The organism is Xanthomonas sp. CFBP 8443 (assembly GCF_025666195.1).
Classification (GTDB): domain Bacteria; phylum Pseudomonadota; class Gammaproteobacteria; order Xanthomonadales; family Xanthomonadaceae; genus Xanthomonas_A.
Genome location: NZ_CP102592.1, coordinates 4,523,947 through 4,542,697 on the forward strand (window position 1 = coordinate 4,523,947; position 18,751 = coordinate 4,542,697).

General features: G+C 69.0%; 13 protein-coding genes and 1 tRNA gene. 1 reads left to right on the plus strand and 13 read right to left on the minus strand.

Annotated features, from left to right (window positions below):
• Positions 1-63: 63 nt before the first annotated feature.
• The 7 genes from NUG20_RS18815 to moaA all read right to left on the minus strand — a co-directional run bounded on the left by NUG20_RS18815 (position 64) and on the right by moaA (position 6,221).
• Complete coding sequence (locus NUG20_RS18815; RefSeq protein WP_263395925.1) at positions 64-1,482, minus strand: NarK family nitrate/nitrite MFS transporter; 1,419 nt, start codon at positions 1,480-1,482, stop codon at positions 64-66.
• Between the two features lie 142 nt (positions 1,483-1,624).
• Positions 1,625-2,044 carry a hypothetical protein gene (locus NUG20_RS18820; protein WP_179567638.1) on the minus strand — a complete coding sequence of 140 codons (420 nt, stop codon included), beginning with the start codon at positions 2,042-2,044 and terminating at the stop codon, positions 1,625-1,627.
• Between the two features lie 114 nt (positions 2,045-2,158).
• Positions 2,159-2,722 carry a molybdenum cofactor biosynthesis protein MoaE gene (locus NUG20_RS18825; protein WP_179567640.1) on the minus strand — a complete coding sequence of 188 codons (564 nt, stop codon included), beginning with the start codon at positions 2,720-2,722 and terminating at the stop codon, positions 2,159-2,161.
• 5 nt (positions 2,723-2,727) lie between these two features.
• Positions 2,728-2,988 (minus strand): MoaD/ThiS family protein, encoded by a 261-nt coding sequence (locus tag NUG20_RS18830; protein ID WP_218848162.1) that lies wholly within the window; start codon positions 2,986-2,988, stop codon positions 2,728-2,730.
• Positions 2,985-4,241, minus strand: a complete 1,257-nt coding sequence (gene glp / locus NUG20_RS18835; RefSeq protein WP_263395927.1) for a molybdopterin molybdotransferase MoeA — start codon at positions 4,239-4,241, stop codon at positions 2,985-2,987. The genes NUG20_RS18830 and glp overlap by 4 nt, the downstream gene beginning before the upstream one ends.
• Entirely contained in the window at positions 4,238-5,236 is a 999-nt protein-coding gene (gene moaCB, locus NUG20_RS18840; RefSeq protein ID WP_263395928.1) for a bifunctional molybdenum cofactor biosynthesis protein MoaC/MoaB, read from the minus strand. Before moaCB ends, glp begins: the two co-directional genes overlap by 4 nt.
• A 4-nt stretch (positions 5,237-5,240) precedes the next feature.
• Complete coding sequence (gene moaA / locus NUG20_RS18845) at positions 5,241-6,221, minus strand: GTP 3',8-cyclase MoaA (RefSeq protein WP_179568085.1); 981 nt, start codon at positions 6,219-6,221, stop codon at positions 5,241-5,243.
• A 185-nt stretch (positions 6,222-6,406) separates the two neighbouring features.
• Between moaA and NUG20_RS18850 the strand changes: the two genes are divergently transcribed.
• Complete coding sequence (locus tag NUG20_RS18850) at positions 6,407-6,808, plus strand: ribonucleotide reductase subunit alpha (protein ID WP_179567646.1); 402 nt, start codon at positions 6,407-6,409, stop codon at positions 6,806-6,808.
• 43 nt (positions 6,809-6,851) lie between these two features.
• Here the strand turns inward: NUG20_RS18850 and NUG20_RS18855 are convergent, their stop codons facing one another.
• The 6 genes from NUG20_RS18855 to NUG20_RS18880 form a co-directional block, all read right to left on the minus strand.
• Entirely contained in the window at positions 6,852-8,369 is a 1,518-nt protein-coding gene (locus NUG20_RS18855) for a diflavin oxidoreductase (RefSeq protein ID WP_263395929.1), read from the minus strand.
• Positions 8,370-8,392: 23 nt separating this feature from the next.
• Complete coding sequence (locus NUG20_RS18860) at positions 8,393-8,815, minus strand: PAS domain-containing protein (RefSeq protein WP_206256775.1); 423 nt, start codon at positions 8,813-8,815, stop codon at positions 8,393-8,395.
• A 345-nt stretch (positions 8,816-9,160) separates the two neighbouring features.
• Positions 9,161-9,236, minus strand: a tRNA-Ile gene (locus NUG20_RS18865).
• Positions 9,237-9,476: 240 nt separating this feature from the next.
• The gene (glgB, locus tag NUG20_RS18870) at positions 9,477-11,663 is read right to left on the minus strand and encodes a 1,4-alpha-glucan branching protein GlgB (protein ID WP_263395930.1); all 2,187 of its coding nucleotides are present in this window, start codon (positions 11,661-11,663) and stop codon (positions 9,477-9,479) included.
• Positions 11,660-15,016 (minus strand): maltose alpha-D-glucosyltransferase, encoded by a 3,357-nt coding sequence (gene treS / locus NUG20_RS18875; RefSeq protein ID WP_263395931.1) that lies wholly within the window; start codon positions 15,014-15,016, stop codon positions 11,660-11,662. Before treS ends, glgB begins: the two co-directional genes overlap by 4 nt.
• The gene (locus NUG20_RS18880; RefSeq protein WP_263398541.1) at positions 15,013-18,093 is read right to left on the minus strand and encodes an alpha-1,4-glucan--maltose-1-phosphate maltosyltransferase; all 3,081 of its coding nucleotides are present in this window, start codon (positions 18,091-18,093) and stop codon (positions 15,013-15,015) included. The genes treS and NUG20_RS18880 overlap by 4 nt, the downstream gene beginning before the upstream one ends.
• Positions 18,094-18,751: the final 658 nt, after the last annotated feature.

Sequence of the window (18,751 nt, forward strand, 5' to 3'; positions counted from 1 at the left end):
CCATCGCTAATGTGTGCATCGTGGCTTGGGTGTTTCCAATCGTTGCGCGGCCAGGCGGCCGGATCAGCACGGAACCTCGGCACCGCGCCGGTAGTACCACCACCAAGTCACCGCCAGGCAGGTGCAATAGAAGGCGACGAACACGTACAGCGCCGCCTCCGGACCGCCGGTCAGGGCGATCGACGAGCCATAGCTCTTGGGAATGAAGAATCCGCCATAGGCGCCGATCGCGCCGGAGAACCCGACCACCGCGGCCGATTCGATGCCCGCCTGCCGTGTCGCCGCGGCCTTGCCCTGCGCATCGGCGCGCGACGACCAGCGCTCGTGCAGCGTGCGGAAGATCACCGGGATCATCCGGAACGTGCTGCCGTTGCCGATGCCGGTGAGCACGAACAGCGCCAGGAACGAGGCCAGGAAACCGAAGAAGTTGCCTGCGCCGTGCGCGCCGGGCAGGAAGTGCAGTACCGCGAACACCGCCGCAGCCATCAGCGCGAACACCCAGAAGGTGATCCGCGCCCCGCCCAGGCGGTCGGCCAGCATGCCGCCCAGCGGACGCGTCAGTGCGCCGACCAGCGGGCCGAGGAACGCATAGGCCAGCGCGTTGACCTCGGGGAACTGGGTCTTCATCAGCATCGGGAACCCGGCCGAGAAGCCGATGAACGAACCGAAGGTGCCGACGTACAGCCAGCACATCAGCCAGTTGTGCTTGCGCCGGAAGATCAGCGCCTGCTGAGCGAAGGACGAGCGCACGCTGGCGATGTCGTTCATGCCGAACCACGCCGCGACGACGCAGGCCAGCAACAGCGGCACCCACAGGAAGCCGGCGTTCTGCAGGAACAGTGCCGTGCCGTCCTTGACCTGTTGCGGCGCGCCAGACAACGCGCCGAAGATGCCGAAGGCAATCACCTGCGGCACCACGAACTGCGTCACCGACACGCCCAGGTTGCCCAGCCCGGCGTTCATGCCCAGCGCGAAGCCCTGTCGCGCCTTCGGATAGAAGAACGAGATGTTGGACATCGAGGACGAGAAGTTCGCGCCACCCAGGCCGCAGCAGATGGCGATGGCCACGAACACCCAGTACGGCGTGTTCGGATTCTGCACCGCGAAGCCCAGCCACAGCGCTGGGATCAGCAACAGGGCGGTGGACAGCGCTGTCCAGCGGCGCCCGCCGAACAACGGAATCACGAACGAATAGAAGATCCGCAGCGTCGCCCCCGACAGGCTCGGCAGCGCCACCAGCAGGAACAGCTGGTTGGTGTCGAAGGCGAAGCCCGCGCGCGGCAGGTTCACGCTCACCACCGAGAACAGCATCCAGATCGAGAACGCCAGCAGCAGCGAAGGGACGGAGATCGCCAGGTTGCGCGTGGCGATGCGCCGGCCGGTGCTTGCCCAATAGGCCGGGTCCTCGGGACGCCAGTCCTGGATGATGCGGCCGCGGCCGCCGCCGGGATTGTGAGTTGCGACATCTGCTTGAACAGTCATGGCCGTCACCTGATGAATTGGACTTGCGGCAGATGCGGAGATACAGCTCCCATCGCCCCACGGCCATTGAGCCATCACCGCGGCACCAGGCCGTTGATCGAAATCAATCCCGCCGCCTCCAATCGGATATCCATGACAAATGTCAAACGGCGCCGTCGCCGGAAAAGCCGATCTGGATGCCGGTCACGGCCTGCGCTTCGGCATTGCGTCCGCGTGCGGTGCCGGTCCGCGTCCGCGCGCTGTCGCGCACATCCACTTCGAACACCATCCGCAGCGCGCTTTGGCCGTTTTGCTGCGCCGCCGCCTGGAACTGGAGCCCGTCGCGGCACGGCAATCGCCCGCAGTAGGCCTCCACCGCCGCGCGTGGCAGCGCCACCCGCCAGTGGGTCGGCGTGCCACCCATCGCCGCCGTTTCCAGTTCGGCCAATACCAGCGTCTGGCACAACGAAGGCCCGCCGGGGATGCACAACCGGTTCGCCACTTCTCCGCCCCCCAGCAGCACGGCCAGCTCCGCCTCGTCCACCCGGAACCGCAAGGTCTGTGCCTGGTGTTGCAGCTTCATGGATCGCTTCTCCACGTCAGTGATAGCGCAGCCGGGCGCATCGGCTCAGCGGTTGCGAAGGGATGGCCCCACAATCGACGCTCACTGCATCGCGCGCCGCAGCACATGGCGCCGTCAGACATCGGTCAACGCCATGCCGTCCGCGGCGACATCCCGGTCGTGGCGATGCGCATGCACGGACTCGCGCTCGGTGTCCGCCGTTGAGGCGGGAACCAGCGCCGATTCGCACAAGGTGCAGCCTTCGCTCCACTCGCTGCTGCCGTCCTGGTAGTGTTCCCGCTTCCAGATCGGGCTGGTGTGCTTGACCGCCTCGATCACCCGCCGGCACGCGCGGAACGCTTCGTCGCGATGCGGCGAGCCGGCCGCCACCACCACCGCCAGTTCGCCGATGGCCAGCCGCCCCCTGGCGTGCGCCACGTACAGTTTCAGCTTTGGCCCGATGTCGGCCAGCGCCTGCTGCATGATGCGCTCGAAGCCATTGAGCGCCAGCGCATCGAACATGTCGTAGCTGATGCCGGTCACGACGCGGCCATGATTGAAGTCGCGCACGCGGCCGATGAAGACGGCCAGCCCGCCGAAGCCGGGGTCGGATACGAAATCGATCGCTGCGGCCGGATCCAGCGCCGCCAGCGCGCGATCGACGACCTGCGCATGAAGGATGCCTGCATGTGCGTTCATCCCGCTCAACCTCCGCTCACCGGCGGCAGCACCGCCACTTCGCCATCGGCTGGCAGCGGATCGCGCTCGTGCAGGATCTGCCGGCTGTCGGCGAACGCCGAACAGCGCAGCAGCGCCGGGCGGAAGCCCGGAACCGTGGCCTCCAGGCGCTCTTGCAGCACCGCGCGCAGATCGGCCATGCATTGCCCGGCCGCAAGTTCGAATTCCAGCGGCTGGCCGGCGGCGTAATCGGAAAGCGCGCCGAACAGGCGCACCGAAATCTTCATGACTGTTTCTCCCAGGATAGTTGCACGGGCTGCCAATGGCCCAGGCCATACACTTGCACCGGTTCGTCCGCGGCCACGTCGGCCACGCCTTCCGGCACCACCAGCCACGCATTGGCCGCCAGCAGCGGCCGCAGCCGGAACGAGTGCTGCTGCGGCAGGATCGCAGCGCGCAATTGCCCGCTGCGATCGCACGCCACCACGCCGCTGCCATGGAAGCGCAGCGCTGCCGGCTTGGCGATCGGCATGCCCGCCGGCAACCACAGCGGCTTTTCCGCAGCCAGGCCAAGCATCGCGCGCAGCGCCGGTTCGACGAAGAAGCGCAGGCCTACCGCGCTGGACACTGGATTGCCGGGAAGGCCGAAGTACAGCGGCCCCTCCGCCAGGGTGGCGAACAGCAGTGGCTTCCCTGGGCGGATCGCCACCTTGTGGAACCCGATCCGCGCGCCGCGCTGGCGCAGCGCCTCGGGCACGAAGTCGTAGCGTCCCTGCGACACCGCGCCGCTGCTGAGTACCGCATCGGCGCCCGCTGCCAGCGCAGCGTCGAGGGCGGCATGGAACTGCGCAGGTTCGTCGCCGACGATGCCCTGCCAGACCACCTCGGCACCCGCCGCGCGCAGTTGCGCGGCCAGGAATGGACGGTTGCTGTCGCGGATCTGGCCCGAGGCCAACGGCTGTGCCGGATCGCCCACCAGTTCGCGCCCGGTGGCGATCACCGCCACCCGTGGACGCCGCCGCACCAGCACCTGCGCCACGCCCAGCGCTGCCAGCATGGTGGTCTGCGGCGCACCCAGGCGCTCGCCGGCGGGCAGCACCGGTTCGCCCACGCAGACGTCCTCGCCACTGCGGCGCACGTGCTGGCCCGGCTGCACCGCGGCCAGCAGGCGGATCGCCAGCGGCCGGCCCTCGGCCCGTGCAAGCACCTCCACCTGCTCCACCGGAATCACCGCATCCAGCCCGGCAGGCACGGGCGCGCCGGTCATCATTTCCCAGGCGCCATCGCCGGCGCGGCATTGCGTATCGCCGGCCGCCTGCCAGCCGCGCACGGCGAGTTCCACACCGGCAGCCAGTCCCGCGCTACTGGCATGCACGCCGAACCCGTCCATCGCCGAGTTGTCGAACGGCGGCAGCGCAGCGGCGCTGACCAGCGGCTCGGCCAGCACCCGGTCTTCGGCCGCAATCGCCGGCACGGCCTCCATCCCCAGCAACGGAACCGCCTCGCGCACCATCGACAGCGCCTGCGCATAGCCGATCATGGATGCCGCCCTCCATCGAGCATGCGCAGCGCGTGGCCGAGCACCGGCGCAAGGATGTCCATGCATTGCGCCGCCGCGCGCGGGCTTCCGGGCAACGCGAACGCCAGCATCCGGCCTACCTGCACGACCTCGGCACGGCTGAGCCAGGCCAGCGGCGTATGTTGCGCGCCGAGCGTGCGCAGCATCTGCGCCAGCGCCTCGACACGGCGGTCGGCGACGCATGCGAAGGCCTCCGGGGTCAGATCGCGCGGACCCAGCCCGGTACCGCCGGTGCAAAGGCACAGCCGCACGCCCGCGTCCGCCAATGCGCGCAGGCGCGTGGCCAGCGGCTCGATGCCGTCGGGCAGCACCTCGCTCGCGGACACCTGCGCGCCCAAATGCCGCAGCCCATCCACCAGTACCGGGCCGGACGCATCCGCATAGAGGCCGCCGGCGGCACGGTCGCTGAGCGTGAGCACTGCGCACGGCACGCCGTCCAGCGCCAGCGGCGCGCGCGGCCGGAAGCGCGCCTGCTCGGACTCGCTCATGCCATCCGGATGCCGCCACAGTCCGCGCTTGCCGCCCTCCTTGAACAACAGGCGGACGCCGCCAAAGGTCAGCGCCGGTTCGACCGGCTTGCTCAGGTCGTACAGCGTCAGCAACGCCGCGCTGACGCCGGCCAGCGCCTCCATTTCCACGCCGGTACGCGCCTGGCTGGCGCACTCGCAGTACACGCGGATCGCATACCGCTCCGGAACCGGCACGCACAACGTGCGTACCAGCTCCAGCGGCAACGGATGGCACAGCGGCATCAGCGTCGAAGCCGACTTGGCGCCCTGCAGGCCGGCGACTTCCGCCAACGCCAGTGCGTCGCCCTTGGGCAGGCGCCGTGCGACGATCATCGGGTACGCCAGTGGCCCGGCCATCAGCTCGCCGACCGCCACCGCACGGCGCGCGGTCGGACGCTTGTCGCGGATGTCGGCCATGTGGAAGGCCGCTGCGGAATCGCCGTTCATGGTTTCAACCTCCGATCGATGCCAGGTGCGGGGTCAGGCCCGTATGTCCCTGGTGCAGGCCGTGTCCGGCCGCCTTGAGCCCCAACTGCGTGGCGATACGCATCACCAGCGCATCGTGGTCCGCATCGGACTGCAGCAACGGCCGCAGCGCGATGCCGAAGTCGCCGAACAGGCACAGCCGCAGATCGCCGCGCGCAGTGACCCGCAAGCGGTTGCAACCGGTGCAGAAATCCCTCGAGTACGGTGCGATCACGCCGATGGTGCCGCGGAACTGGGGATGCGCGTACTCCCGCGCCGGCCCGGCGTCGGCGGCGCGCACGCGCAGGCGCCACCCCGCCGCCTGCAAGCGCAGCTCGAGCTCCTCCGCACGCAGATGGTGACGCTCGAAATACGCCAGATTGTCGCCGGTGCGCATCAGTTCGATGAAGCGCACGCTCAGCGCGCGCTCGCGCAGATAATCCAGCCAACACGGCAGCTCATCGTCGTTGCAGCCGCGCAGCAGCACCGCGTTGACCTTGACCGACTCCAATCCCAGCGTCAGCGCCTGTTCGATGCCTTCGTAGACCTCGGCAAAGCGATCGTGGCCGGTGATGGCGTGGAAGCGTCCAGCATCCAGGCTGTCCATGCTGACGTTGAGCGCGGTCAGCCCGGCCTCGCGCCATGTGCGCACGTGCCGCGGCAGCAGGCAACCATTCGTGGTCAAGGCGATCTTGCGGACACCGCGCACCGCCGACACCGCAGCGATCACCGCCGGCAGGTCCTTGCGCAGGCTGGGTTCGCCGCCGGTCAGGCGGATCTTGTGCATTCCCAGCGCGGCAAAACCGCCTACCAGCCGCCGGATTTCCGCGATCCCGAGAAAGCGGGATGCGCCGTCGGCGCGGTAGCCGTCCGGCAGGCAGTAGCTGCAGCGGTAGTTGCAGGCTTCGGTCAGCGACAGGCGCAGATAGGGAAAGCTGCGCCCGTAGCCGTCGGTGAGGCTGCCCATCATCTGTGCTCGCTCGTCTGATTCACTGGCTGGCCGCGCGGCGACGAGATCCCTCCGCCTTCCGCCCCTGTTCCCACTGCGCATAGCTTTGGGCATGCGACCGGCGTGCACCATGATCTTGATCAAGAAACCCTGTGGTTGCCGCGTGCATGCTGTAGGCGACCGCCATCACCCACGAGCACACCATGCTGACCAGTTTTTCCGACCTGTTGCGGGCCGCCGGCGCTCAGCAGGAGCCGCAACGCCTGTTGTTGGTCTTCGTTCGCACCGACCTGCCTGCCTCGGCGACCGAGGTGCAGCGGCAGCAACACCGATCGGGGCAGGGCGGCACTCTTGCACCCGTGCTGTGCGTGGACAAACTGCCTGCGGAGATCGCGTCGTTCCAGGCATTGCTCGCCGAATCGGAACGGACCGGCATCGCGTGGGATCTGCTGTTCGTCGGCGGCCTGGCTGGACGCGCAGGCGTGACGCCCTCGGCCGACGAGGCCATGCAGCCGCTGCGCTTCATGGTCAATGCGATCAACGAAGGCCGCATCGACCGTTTCGCCGCATTCGACCGCCAGGGCGTGCCGGTCCGCTTCGGCTGACGCCGCGCCATGCGGCGGCCGCCCTGCCGGCCGCGTGCGAAGACTAATACAGCTCGCGGTGCAGCCGCCCTTGCCCTGACAGCGCATGCCAGGGAGCCTGCTGCGATGCGTCCGCATCTATCAGCCCACCTACGGCCTGCTCCACCACGCCCTCAAGGTGTCGCTTGTTTCCGCACAGATAGATGTGCGCGTCGCGCCGCAGCAGCCCGGCGAGATAGTCGCCGTGTTCGGCCATGGCGTCCTGCACGTAGTACTTCGCGTCGGTGTCGCGCGAGAAGGCGGTGATCAGACGGTCCAGCACCTTGCCGTCGCGCAGCGCCTCGAGTTCGTCGCGATAGAGGAAATCCTGCTCGCGGCGCTTCTCGCCGAAGATCAGGCAGATCTCGCGGCGCCCGTCGCTGGCGGCGGCTTCGCGCATCAAACCCATCAGCGGCGCGACGCCGGTCCCGGTGCCGATCAGGATCAGCGGGCAACCCGGATCGGGCGGCAGGTGGAAGCCCGGATTGGCCCGGCTGAAGATACGTACCCGTTCGGCGCGATCGCTCAACAGCCAGCCGGTGCAGACGCCACTGCGAACACGGCCGCCGCGCGTATAGCGCACTTCGCGCACGCACAGGTCCAGGCTGTCCGGATCTGCCCGCGACGCGATCGAATAGGCGCGCGGCAGGCATCCAGGCAACAGGTCGGCCAGGCTCGCCAGCGGAACCGTGTCGGGCGTGCAGTGATCCTCGAGCACGTCGAGCAGGTCCGCCCCGTACAGATACGCTTCCAGCGCGGCGCGCTGGCTGATCTTGGTCAGGCCCTTGAGGATCTCGCTCCCGCCCAGCCGCGCCAGCTCGCGCAACAGCGGCTTGCCGATCTGGCGCAACTCCTTGCCGCGCAGAGTCGGTACTGCCTCGGGTTGCCCGTACCAGGACGCCAAACGTCCGAGCAGGTCCTCGTCGTTCTCCGGCACCACATGCAACGTGTCACCGGCCCGGTAGACGATGCCGCTGCCGGCGATATCCAGGCGCACATGCCAGGCCGCCGGATCGCTGGCGCTGAGCCTGCGTCGCTCCATCACCGTGGCCGCGAACGCGTTGGCCTCGCCATAGGCCTTGACCTGAAGGTGCAGGTCGCGGCCTGCCTGCAGGTCGCCATGCAACACCCGCTCGAGCACGGGCAGCCAGCGCTCGAAGAAGGCAGCGTAGTTGGCATCGGCATCGACCCTGTTGACCAGGGCGGTCGCCAGCCGCTCGGCGAGCAGCGCGTCGAGCGTCTTGCTGAAGCCGCAAAAGCGCGGATAGGCGGTGTCGCCCAGGCCGAAGACCGCATAGCGCAGGTCCGGCAACGTCCGTGTCTGCCTGAGCGCGTCCAGGAAGCGTTCGGCGTTGCCCGGCGGCTCACCGTCGCCGAACGAACTGCAGACGATCAGCAGGGCATCGTGCGGCCCCAGGCTGGCGAGATCGATCTCGTCCAGCGCCAACACCACGGGACCGTGCGGCTGCAGGAACGCTTGCGTGCCCAGGCGTTGCGCGAGTGCGCGCGCATTGCCCGATTCGGAGCCGTAGCCGACCAGCACGCGCGCGATGGGGGGCGCAGCGCTCACTTGCCGGCGTAGTAGTCGTCGAAGTATTCCTTCGCCGCTTCCACCGCCTCGAAGTTCGTCATCAGATCGTTGACCACGCGGCGGATGCTGATGTAAGCGTTGATATTTCCCTGCTCGTCGTACAACGGCTGCACGGTGGTATCGACCACGTAGAGCACGCCGCCCTTGCCCAGATTCGGCACGATGCCGGTCCAGACCTTGCCGGCCTTGATCGTGTCCCACATGTCCTTGTAGACCGCCTTGGGCACGTCCGGGTGACGCACGATGCTGTGCGGCTGCCCGATCAACTCTTCGCGCGCGAAGCCGGTCAGCTGGCAAAACAGGTCGTTGGCATAGGTGATGGTGCCCTGCAGGTCGGTGGTGGAGATCACCATCACCTTCTCGAGGGAAGACAGCAATTGTTCTGGAGCGAGCGCGATGCCCATGAGCGATTCCTTGGGAATGGAGTTCGGAAGAGCCGGCGTCCGGATGGCGGATCCTCGCCATGTTGCGGGGATCCGCATGCCCGACGCTGCCGGACTCTTGCTGAGAATCTTTATAGGCTGCCGGCTCAGGCGATGCGTTGATCTAGATCAAGCCCGAGCCGCTTGAGCCGCCGTTCGCCCGGCAGCGGCGGCGCGGCACGGGCAACGCATGCCGGCAGCGACGCGTAGCCGTTCATGCGATCACGCTGCCGGCTGCCGCTGCACAGCAAGCGCATTGCGCCAGTGGCCCCTCCGCATGACGCGAGCACCCTGGATGGCGTTGCGCGCGCCACGGCTTATTGGTGGGCCCACCAGGATTCGAACCTGGAACCAAAGGATTATGAGTCCTCTGCTCTAACCGTTGAGCTATAGGCCCGGAAGCGTCCGGAGCGGGCGGGCGATGCGTCGGCCGCCGGCTTGGCGCCTCTGGCGTGCATGCAGAGGAAGGCGCCGAGGCGGGCGTGAGTTTAACGTCCGCGGTGGCGCGCTGTCTGCCCGCCGCGGTAGACGCGGCGGACGACGCCTTTGCTGATGGGACGGCGACGGAGGGTCGGACGGCTCCGCGCCGTCACTTGTCGTCCGGACCTGGCTCCCCTTCCCCGCCCTCAATCCATCCTCAGTCTTCCAACCCCAACACCAACACCCCCAACGGCGGGATGGTCAGCGACAGCGAGGCCGGATGACCATGCGCGCCGATGTTTTCGGTGCGCACGCTGCCGCCGTTGCCGGTGTTGCTGCCGCCGTAGATCTCGGCGTCGGAGTTCAGCAGTTCGCGCCAGCGGCCGCCGCGGGGAACCCCGATGCGGTAGCCGTGGTGCACCAGTGGGGTGAGGTTGGCGACCACCAGCAGCGGGGTATCGCTGCCCTGGGCGGTGCGCAGGTAGGCGAACAGGCTGTTGTTGGCGTCGTCGCCGATGACCCAGGCGAAGCCGTCGGGGGTGTCGTCGCGCGCGTGCAGCGCGGGGTGTTCGGCGTACAGGCGGTTGAGGTCGCGGACCAGGCGCTGGATGCCGCGGTGGCGCGGATCGTCGAGCAGGTGCCAGGGCAGCGCGGCGTCGTGGTTCCACTCGGTGGGCTGGGCGATTTCGCAGCCCATGAACAGCAGTTTGCGCCCGGGGTGGGTGTACATGTAGCCCAGATAGGCGCGCAGGTTGGCGAAGCGCTGCCAGTCGTCGCCGGGCATGCGCCCGAGCAGCGAGCGCTTGCCGTGCACCACTTCGTCGTGCGAGATCGGCAGCATGAAGCGCTCGGAATACGCGTAGACCATGCTGAAGGTCAGTTCGCCGTGGTGGTAGCGGCGATAGATCGGGTCCAGTTCGATGTAGTGCAGGCTGTCGTGCATCCAGCCCATGTTCCACTTGTAGTTGAAACCCAGCCCGCCATGCGCCAGGTCGGCGGTGACGCCGGGCCAGGCGGTGGATTCTTCGGCGATGGTGATGGCGCCAGGCGCGTGTTCGGCGACGACCTGGTTGAGCCGGCGCAGGAACGCGATGGTCTCGTAGTTCTCGCGGCCGCCGTGGATGTTGGGCACCCATTCGCCGGCATTGCGGCTGTAGTCGCGATACAGCATCGAGGCGACCGCGTCCACGCGCAGGCCGTCGACGTGGTAGCGCTGCAGGAACTCCAGCGCGCTGGCGATCAGAAAGCCGGAGACTTCGCGGCGCCCGTGGTTGTAGATGAGCGTGTTCCAGTCGCGGTGGAAGCCTTCGCGCGGGTCGGCGTGTTCGTACAGCGAGGTGCCGTCGAAATGGGCCAGGCCATGGGCGTCGGTGGGGAAATGCGCCGGCACCCAGTCGACGATGACGCCGATGTCCTCGCGGTGGCAGCGGTCGACGAAGCGGGCGAAGCCGTCGGGCGAACCGAAGCGCGCGGTGGGCGCGAACAGGCCCAGCGGCTGGTAGCCCCAGGAACCGCCGAACGGATGCTCGGTGACCGGCATCAGTTCGATGTGGGTGAAGCCCATGTCGGCGACGTACGGAATCAGGCGCTCGGCTAGCGCGTCCCAGTCGAGCATGCTGCCGTCGTCGGCGTGCATCCACGAGCCGGCGTGGATCTCGTACACGCTCAGCGGTGCGTTCGGGCCGTGGCGGCGCGCGCGCGAGGCCATCCAGGCGTCGTCGCGCCACTGGAACGGGGCGGGATCGGGCACGATCGAGGCGGTGCCCGGCGCCAGTTCGGCGCGGCGCGCGACCGGGTCGGCCTTGGCCGGCAGGTCTTCGCCGCGCGGGCCGCGCAAGGCGTACTTGTAGTGCGCGCCGGCCTCGACGCCAGGCACAAACAGCTCCCATACGCCGGCCTGGTGACGCAGGCGCATCGGGTGGCGGCGCGCGTCCCAGCTGTTGAAATCGCCGATCACCGCCACGCGGGTGGCGTTGGGCGCCCACACCGCGAAGCGGGTGCCGCGCACGCCGTCGACCTCGACCACGTTGGCGCCCAGCGCGTCGGCCAGGTGCAGGTGATGGCCTTCGGAAATCAGGTGCAGGTCGAAATCGCTCAGCTGCGGGCCGAACGCGTAGGCGTCCTCGGTCTCCTGTTCGCCGCCGGGCCAGCGGATGCGCAGCCGATAGCGGCCGTCGTCGGGCAGCGTGGCGGCGAAGAAGCCCGGGCTGGGGCCTTCCTGCAGCGGCACCTCGCGGCCGTCTTCGAGTACCGCGGTCACCGCTTCGGCGCCGGGCAGGTGGCTGCGCAGCACGCGCGCGTCGCCGATGCGGTGCGCACCGAGCACGGCGAACGGATCGCCGTGGCGGGCATTGGCGAACGCACGCAGCGTTGCTTCGTCCCAGGTGTGGCCGACATCACTCATCGAATCGCCTCCTCAGGCGCAGGAAAGCGTTCGAGTATGCGCAACAGTCCCTGTATCGGCACCATGATCCAGGCCGGGCGGTTGGCAGCCTCGTAGCGAATTTCATAGCTGGCTTTCTCGATCAGGAACAACAAGGTGGTGGCCTCGAAGGCGGCCGGTGCCACCCACGGGTGCGGGCTGGCGTCGAGCACCTTGCGGTAGGCGGACAGGAAGGTGGCGCTGGCGCGGCTACGGAATGCGGACAGGAACGCGTCCAGCGCGCTGTCCAGGCCGACGCCGGCACGCGCGGCGGTACCTTCTTCGCCGCGGGCGGAGACTTCGCTGGCATAGTCCAGCGAGCGCAGGAAGCCGGCCACGTCGTGCAGCGGGCTGGCCTTGGCGCGGCGTTCGTCCAGCGACTTGGCCGGCTCGCCTTCGAAGTCGATCAGCACTACGTCGTCGAACGCGACCAGGATCTGGCCGAGATGGAAATCGCCGTGCACGCGGGTCAGCAACGCGCCGTCGAGCAAGGCCGGCGCCTGCTGTAGCCACGCGTCCAGGCGCGGCCGTTCCGCCAGCAGCGCGTCCACGGCGGCGCGCTCGCCGTCGTCGCTGACGTCGCGATGCGCGACCAGCGTGTCCCACATCGCCTGCACCTCGTGCGCCACGCCCGCAACCACCCGCTGCGCCGCGGCGACGTCCACCGCCTGCGGCGCGAACGCAGCGGCGTCGGTGGGCTGGGCCAGCACGTCGTGCAATTCCGCCAGGCGCCGGCCGACCACCTCGGCGAAGGCGTCGTAGCCGGCCACGCTTTCGTGCCGCGCGGCATCGTCCTGCGCGGCGGCGTACTCTTCGGCGCCGCGCGCCAGGTGATCCAGGGTCCAGCGCCAGGCATCGCCCTGGTTGCGCACGAAGCCCTGCAGCAGCGCCAGCGTGGTCTCCCCGCCCTGCACGTCAACGCGGGTGACGTGGCCGAGCAGCGGGGCGGCGTTGGCATAACCGATGCTGGTCAGGCGCTCGCCAATCTCGATCTCCGGATTGATGCCGGCGGAGACGCGGCGCAGCAGCTTGAACACCGCCTTGTCGCCGACGATCAGCGAGCTGTTGCTCTGCTCGGCCGACAGCCAGCGGATCTCGGCATCGTCCGCAATCGCGACGGCGGCCAGCGCCTGCGTGGCGCAGAAGCGGATCTGCTCGGGCGCGGCATCGGCGCCGGCATGGCTCTCGCCGTCGATCGACAGCACGGTGCGCTCGCGCAAGGCGCCGAGCATGGTGCGGGTCAGCGACTTCAGCGCGAAGCCGTCGGTGAGATAACCGACTTCGCGACCGTGGCGCACCCGCGCCAGCGCCAATTGCTCGGCCAGCACGCTTGGCTGTTCGCGGTCCCAGACGATGCCCAGCGGCAGGATGTAGCGCTCGTGTTCGCCGTGCTCCAGCTCCGCCTCGATCTCCAGCAGGGTCAGCCCGTCGGGACCGGGCAGCGGCGTGCGCCGCGCGATGCGCACGCCGCGCAGCGCGCGGTCCTTGGCCGCGAACCAGCGCCGCGTGGACAGCCAGGTCGGCAGGACGTCGCGTTCGAGCGTGCCCAGGTGCGGCAGCAGCGCATTGGCGTCGACCGCGCCGCGCAGCACCAGGGTCTGGTAGTCGGGCAGCGGCATCGGCGCGGGCACGTGCCAGTCCGGCAGCGTGGCGTTGCCGACCAACTGGAACGCATAGAAGCCGAACGCCGGCACGGTGAGCAGGTAGGTCAGCCGTCCGATCGGCGGGAAGCTGCCGCCGCCGATGATGTCCACCGGCACGCGGCCTTCGAATTCGGACAGGTCCAGCTCCACCGCCTGCAGCGTGTGCGACAGGTTGGCCACGCACAGCACGGTCTCGTCCTCGTGGCAGCGCAGGTAGGCGAGCAGGCGGCGGTTGCCCGGGTACAGGAAGCGCAGCTGGCCACGACCGAAGGCGCGGTAGCGCTTGCGCACCGACAGGATGCGCCGGGTCCAGGTCAGCAACGAATGCTGGTCGCGCTGCTGCGCTTCGACGTTGACCGCCTGGAAGCCATACAGCGGATCCATGATCGGCGGCAGCACCAGCGCGGCCGGGTCGGCGCGCGAGAAGCCGCCGTTGCGGTCGATCGACCACTGCATCGGCGTGCGCACGCCGTCGCGGTCGCCGAGGTGGATGTTGTCGCCCATGCCGATCTCGTCGCCGTAGTACAGCACCGGGGTGCCGGGCATGGTCAGCAGCAGCGAGGTCATCAGTTCGATGCGGCGGCGGTCGCGCTCCAGCAGCGGCGCCAGGCGCCGGCGAATCCCCAGGTTGATGCGCGCGCGACGGTCGGCGGCGTAGGTCTGCCACAGGTAGTCGCGCTCCGAATCAGTGACCATCTCCAGGGTCAGCTCGTCGTGGTTGCGCAGGAAGATCGCCCACTGGCAGGTCTCCGGGATTTCCGGGGTCTGGCGCATGATGTCGGTGATCGGGAAACGGTCCTCGCGCGCGATGGCCATGTACATGCGCGGCATCAGCGGGAAGTGGAACGCCATGTGGCATTCGTCGGCGTTCTCGCCGAAGTATTGCTGGGTGTCTTCCGGCCACATGTTGGCCTCGGCCAACAGCATGCGGTCGGGGTATTCGGCATCCAGCGTGGCGCGGATGCGGCGCAGGATGGCGTGGGTCTCGGGCAGGTTCTCGTTGGAGGTGCCGTCACGCTCGATCAGGTACGGCACCGCGTCCAGGCGCAGCCCGTCCACGCCCAGGTCGAGCCAGAAGCGCATCACTTCCAGCACCGCCTCCAGCACCGCCGGGTTGTCGAAGTTCAGGTCCGGCTGGTGCGAGTAGAAACGGTGCCAGAAGTATTGCCCGGCGACCGGATCCCAGGTCCAGTTGGAGTTCTCGGTGTCGCAGAAGATGATGCGGGTGCCGGCGTAGTCCTGGTCGCTGTCGGACCACACGTAGAAGTCGCGTTCCGGCGAGCCGGCGGGCGCGTTGCGCGCGCGCTGGAACCACGGATGCTGGTCGGAGGTGTGGTTGATCACCAGTTCGGTGACGATGCGGATGCCGCGCGCGTGCGCCTGCGCCACCAATCGTTCGAAGTCGGCGATGCTGCCGTAGTCCGGGTGCACGGCCATGTATTCGGCGATGTCGTAGCCGTCGTCACGGCGCGGGCTGGGATAGAACGGCAGCAGCCAGATGGTGTCTACGCCGAGGTCGGCGATGTAGTCGAGCTTGGAGATCAGGCCGGGGAAATCGCCGATGCCGTCGTCGTTGGAATCGAAGAACGACTTGACGTGCACCTGGTAGATGATCGCGTCCTTGTACCAGAGTGCATCGTGCGCGAGCGGGCTTGCCTCGCTGTCGGCGGACAAGGGAACTGCAGCATTCATGAAGTGGCTCCGGCGCGGATACGCCATAGGGAAAACGGCCGCGACGGATCGAGGCGAATGGTTTGCTGCTTGCCGTGCCAGGCGAAGGCGTGGCCGTCCCACAGGTCCTGCATGGCGACGCTGGCGTGGTCGGGCAGGCCCAGTTCCCACAGCGGCACTTCGATCTGCGCCTCCTGCGCCGCGTGCGGGTCCAGGCTGATCGCCACCAGCACCAGGCTGCGGCTGCGCGCCAGATGCGCTTCGTCGAGGAACTTGCCGAAGTACAGCACCTGGTCGTTGTGCGCCACGTAGAAACGCGTGCCCAGGTGCGACTGCAGTTCCGGGTGCTGGCGCCGCAGCAGGTTCAGGCGGGTGATCTCGTCGACGATGTCGCCGGGCGCACGCTCGGGCCACACGCGCAGTTGGTACTTCTCCGAATCCAGGTATTCCTCCTTGCCCGGCGCCAGCGGCGTGGCCTCGCAAAGTTCGAAGCCCTGGTACATGCCCCACAGGCCCGACAGCGTGGTCGCCAGCGCGGCGCGGATCAGGTGGCCGCCGCGGCCGCTGCGCTGCAGGAACACCGGGTTGATGTCCGGCGTGTTGACGAAGAAGTGCGGGCGGAAGCATTCGCGCGGCGTGCCGGCATTGAGCTCTTCGATGTAGGCCTGCAGTTCGGCCTTGTGCTGGCGCCAGGTGAAGTAGGTGTACGACTGCGAGAAACCGACCTTGGCCAGCCGATACATCGGCTTGGGCCGGGTGAAGGCTTCGGACAGGAACACCACCTGCGGGTGGCGGCCGCGCACTTCGGCGATCAGCCATTCCCAGAATGGGAACGGCTTGGTGTGCGGGTTGTCGACGCGGAACAGGTTGACGCCTTCGTTGACCCAGAACAGCACCGCGTCGCGCAGCGCGTTCCACAGCTCCGGCACCGCGCCGCTGGCGTAGAAATCGACGTTGACGATGTCCTGGTACTTCTTCGGCGGATTCTCCGCGTACGGGATCGAGCCGTCGGCGCGCCAGGTGAACCAGTCCGGATGCTCGCGCAGCCACGGGTGGTCCGGCGCGCACTGGATCGCGAAATCCAGCGCCAGTTCCAGGCCTTGCGCGGCGGCGGCGGCGCGCAGCCGGCGGAAGCCTTCCAGCCCGCCCAGTTCGGCGTGGACCGCGGTGTGCCCGCCTTCGGCCGAGCCGATCGCGTACGGACTGCCGGGCTCGCCAGGTTGCGCGGTGACCGCGTTGTTGCGGCCCTTGCGGTTCTTCTCGCCGATCGGGTGGATCGGCGGCATGTACAGCACGTCGAAGCCCATCGCGCGGATATGCGGCAGGCGCGCGATCACGTCGTCGAAAGTTCCGTGGCGCGCCAGGTCGCCGCTCTGCGAACGCGGGAACAGTTCGTACCAGCTGGAGAAGTGCGCGCCGCGGCGCTCGGCCTCGACGCGGAAGGTCATCGGGTATTCGGTGCGGAACGGCTTGTCGTCGGCGCGCGCCATCGCCTCGGCGGTGCCGGGCTCCAGCAGGATCTCCGCGCGTGCGGCCGGATCGTCGCTGCGGGTGATGCGCGCAACGATTGCCTTCAGCCGTGCCGCCAGCGCGCCACGGCTGCGCGCGCGCGCCGCCTCGACCTGGGCCAGCGCTTCCTGCACGTCCACCGGCAGCAGCGTGCCGGCGGCGCGCTTCTTTTCCAGGTCGGCGTGGGTGGTGGCGAACACGTCGCGCCAGGCCTCGATGCGGAACTCGTAGCGGCCCAGCCGCTCCAGCGGAAACTCGCCGCGCCAGCGGTCGTTGCCCAGCGCGCGCATCGGCGCGCTGGACCAGGTGCGCGCATCGGCGGCGCGCCACAGCAGCGCCACCGCGATGCGGTCGTGGCCGTCGCAGAACGCGTCGGCCTCCACGCAGATGCGGTCGCCGACGGTGCGCTTGACCGGAAAGCGGCCGTCGTCCACCGAGGGCGTCACCGCCTCGATACACACACGCGCCGCGCCGGCGGCGACATCGGCTGGCGTGCGGGCGCGCGCGGCGGCCAGCACCGGGCGCGCCGGCACGCTGCGGTAGACCCGCACTTCGCCCGCTTCCAGGGTGCCCCCCTGGTCGCCCTGGATCGGCTCGCCCTGGTCGCTGAGCAGCGCCTCGCTGTCGCCGAGCAGGCGCAGCAGCGCCGAGCCGGGCACCGGCAGCAGGTGGTCGCGGTCGCTGTTGAGCAGCACCAGCCACGGCGCGGCGCCGCGCGGTTCCACCGCCACGGCGGTCAGCGCGCCATCGCGCAGCAGCGGGCGCAGATGCAGATCGGCCATGGCCTCGGTCGGCGCCACCGGGGTGGCATCGGCGGCATCGTCGGCGTCGGCCGGCACCGGGAGTTCAGTCGGCGCGGCGATCGCCCAGGCATCGCCAAACGCGGCGGCCAGCTTGGCGCGTTGCGCGCGCTGCAGCGGCGGCGGCGCGTCGGACGGCGCATCGGGATCGATGGTAGCGACGACCCGGCGCGCCAGGCTGCGCAGTGCCACGTCCTCGTCGAAGAACCAGCTGCCGCGTCCGTCCCACCAGGCCAGCGACGAGAACGCCGCATCGAAGCCTGCGCCGTGCAACCCACGCAGGGCCTCCAGGCCCAGGCCCGGGGTCCAGGCCAGGAACGTCGTCGCCGGCAGCTGCGCGTGCACGTCCTCGATCAGGCTGCGCCACAGCGTGGCCGGCGCGCGCTGCGGCTGCAGCACCCGGAACCCGGCCAGGCCGCCGCGCAGCCAATCGCGCAGGCGCACGCTCCACCACTGCGCCAGGCCCGCGCCTTCTTCGGCATAGGCGAAGCGGCCCTGGGCGATCTCCGGCGTGCCGCGCTGGGCGCGCGGATCGGGCAGCGCCGAGGTGCGCGCGCGGAACCAGTGCGGATGCTCCTGCAGCAGGCGGCTGCCGCCGCCGATCTCGTCGATGCGCAGGTCGACCAGCAGCTTCAAGCCGTGCTTCTGCGCCAGCGCCAGCCACTGCTGCAGCCGCGCGTCGCCGGCGGCATCGTCGGCGGCCGGATCGGCCAGCCGGCCTTGCGGGTCCTGCGCGAACGGGTTGGGCAGCACCACGTGGTCGCAGCCATTGGCCTGTGCGGCCGCCATGGCCGCCTCCAGCGCGGCCGCATCGTGGTGGGTCAAGGGGGACAGCAGGCAGACATGCATTCGGAGATCCCGTTCGCGTGATGGGGAGTGCACGATCCAGACAGCGGCGCTTGCCATCGGCAGCCGGATCGGCCGTCGCACAGGACGGAGACGGAATGCATCTGCACGATGTGCCGCATCCGCAAATCGGATTCGGTGCCGGGCGCCGATGCCGCTCGATGCGATGCGACGGCGCCACAAGACCACAGGCGATGCCAATGAAATGTGTTCATGGCATTAAGCAGACGCATACGCGGCGCCCGATGCATGCGCCACCGTCACGCAGCGGCATCGGCGCCGGAACACCGCTGTCCGGACGTCTGCGAAGGAAGCGAGGCGCGCCCGCAACGGCGTCCACGTCTTAACGTCACCGCACGTTCACGCGCTCGCCACGGGATTGCGCACCGCGGCGTCACTGCCGTCGCGCTATGGGGCGCGCATACCACGGCGCCGGCGTGGCGGCAGGATGGCGCGACCGCTGTAGGGATGCACGTCTTCAGGCCCTGGCGATCACCAAGCGCTTGCCGTTGATCAGCGCCGGGGCGGGTACGCGGCGGGAAGAAGCGCTGCCAGAGACGAGGCCGATGACGAATGCGGCACTCATGGCTGATTCGGCAGC

Coding starts and splice junctions, on each gene's coding strand:
- NUG20_RS18815 (WP_263395925.1), bottom strand. CDS start 1,482: ATGACTGTTCAAGCAGATGTCGCAACTCACAATCCCGGCGGCGGCCGC.
- NUG20_RS18820 (WP_179567638.1), bottom strand. CDS start 2,044: ATGAAGCTGCAACACCAGGCACAGACCTTGCGGTTCCGGGTGGACGAG.
- NUG20_RS18825 (WP_179567640.1), bottom strand. CDS start 2,722: ATGAACGCACATGCAGGCATCCTTCATGCGCAGGTCGTCGATCGCGCG.
- NUG20_RS18830 (WP_218848162.1), bottom strand. CDS start 2,988: ATGAAGATTTCGGTGCGCCTGTTCGGCGCGCTTTCCGATTACGCCGCC.
- glp (WP_263395927.1), bottom strand. CDS start 4,241: ATGATCGGCTATGCGCAGGCGCTGTCGATGGTGCGCGAGGCGGTTCCG.
- moaCB (WP_263395928.1), bottom strand. CDS start 5,236: ATGAACGGCGATTCCGCAGCGGCCTTCCACATGGCCGACATCCGCGAC.
- moaA (WP_179568085.1), bottom strand. CDS start 6,221: ATGGGCAGCCTCACCGACGGCTACGGGCGCAGCTTTCCCTATCTGCGC.
- NUG20_RS18850 (WP_179567646.1), top strand. CDS start 6,407: ATGCTGACCAGTTTTTCCGACCTGTTGCGGGCCGCCGGCGCTCAGCAG.
- glgB (WP_263395930.1), bottom strand. CDS start 11,663: ATGAGTGATGTCGGCCACACCTGGGACGAAGCAACGCTGCGTGCGTTC.
- treS (WP_263395931.1), bottom strand. CDS start 15,016: ATGAATGCTGCAGTTCCCTTGTCCGCCGACAGCGAGGCAAGCCCGCTC.
- NUG20_RS18880 (WP_263398541.1), bottom strand. CDS start 18,093: ATGGCGGCCGCACAGGCCAATGGCTGCGACCACGTGGTGCTGCCCAAC.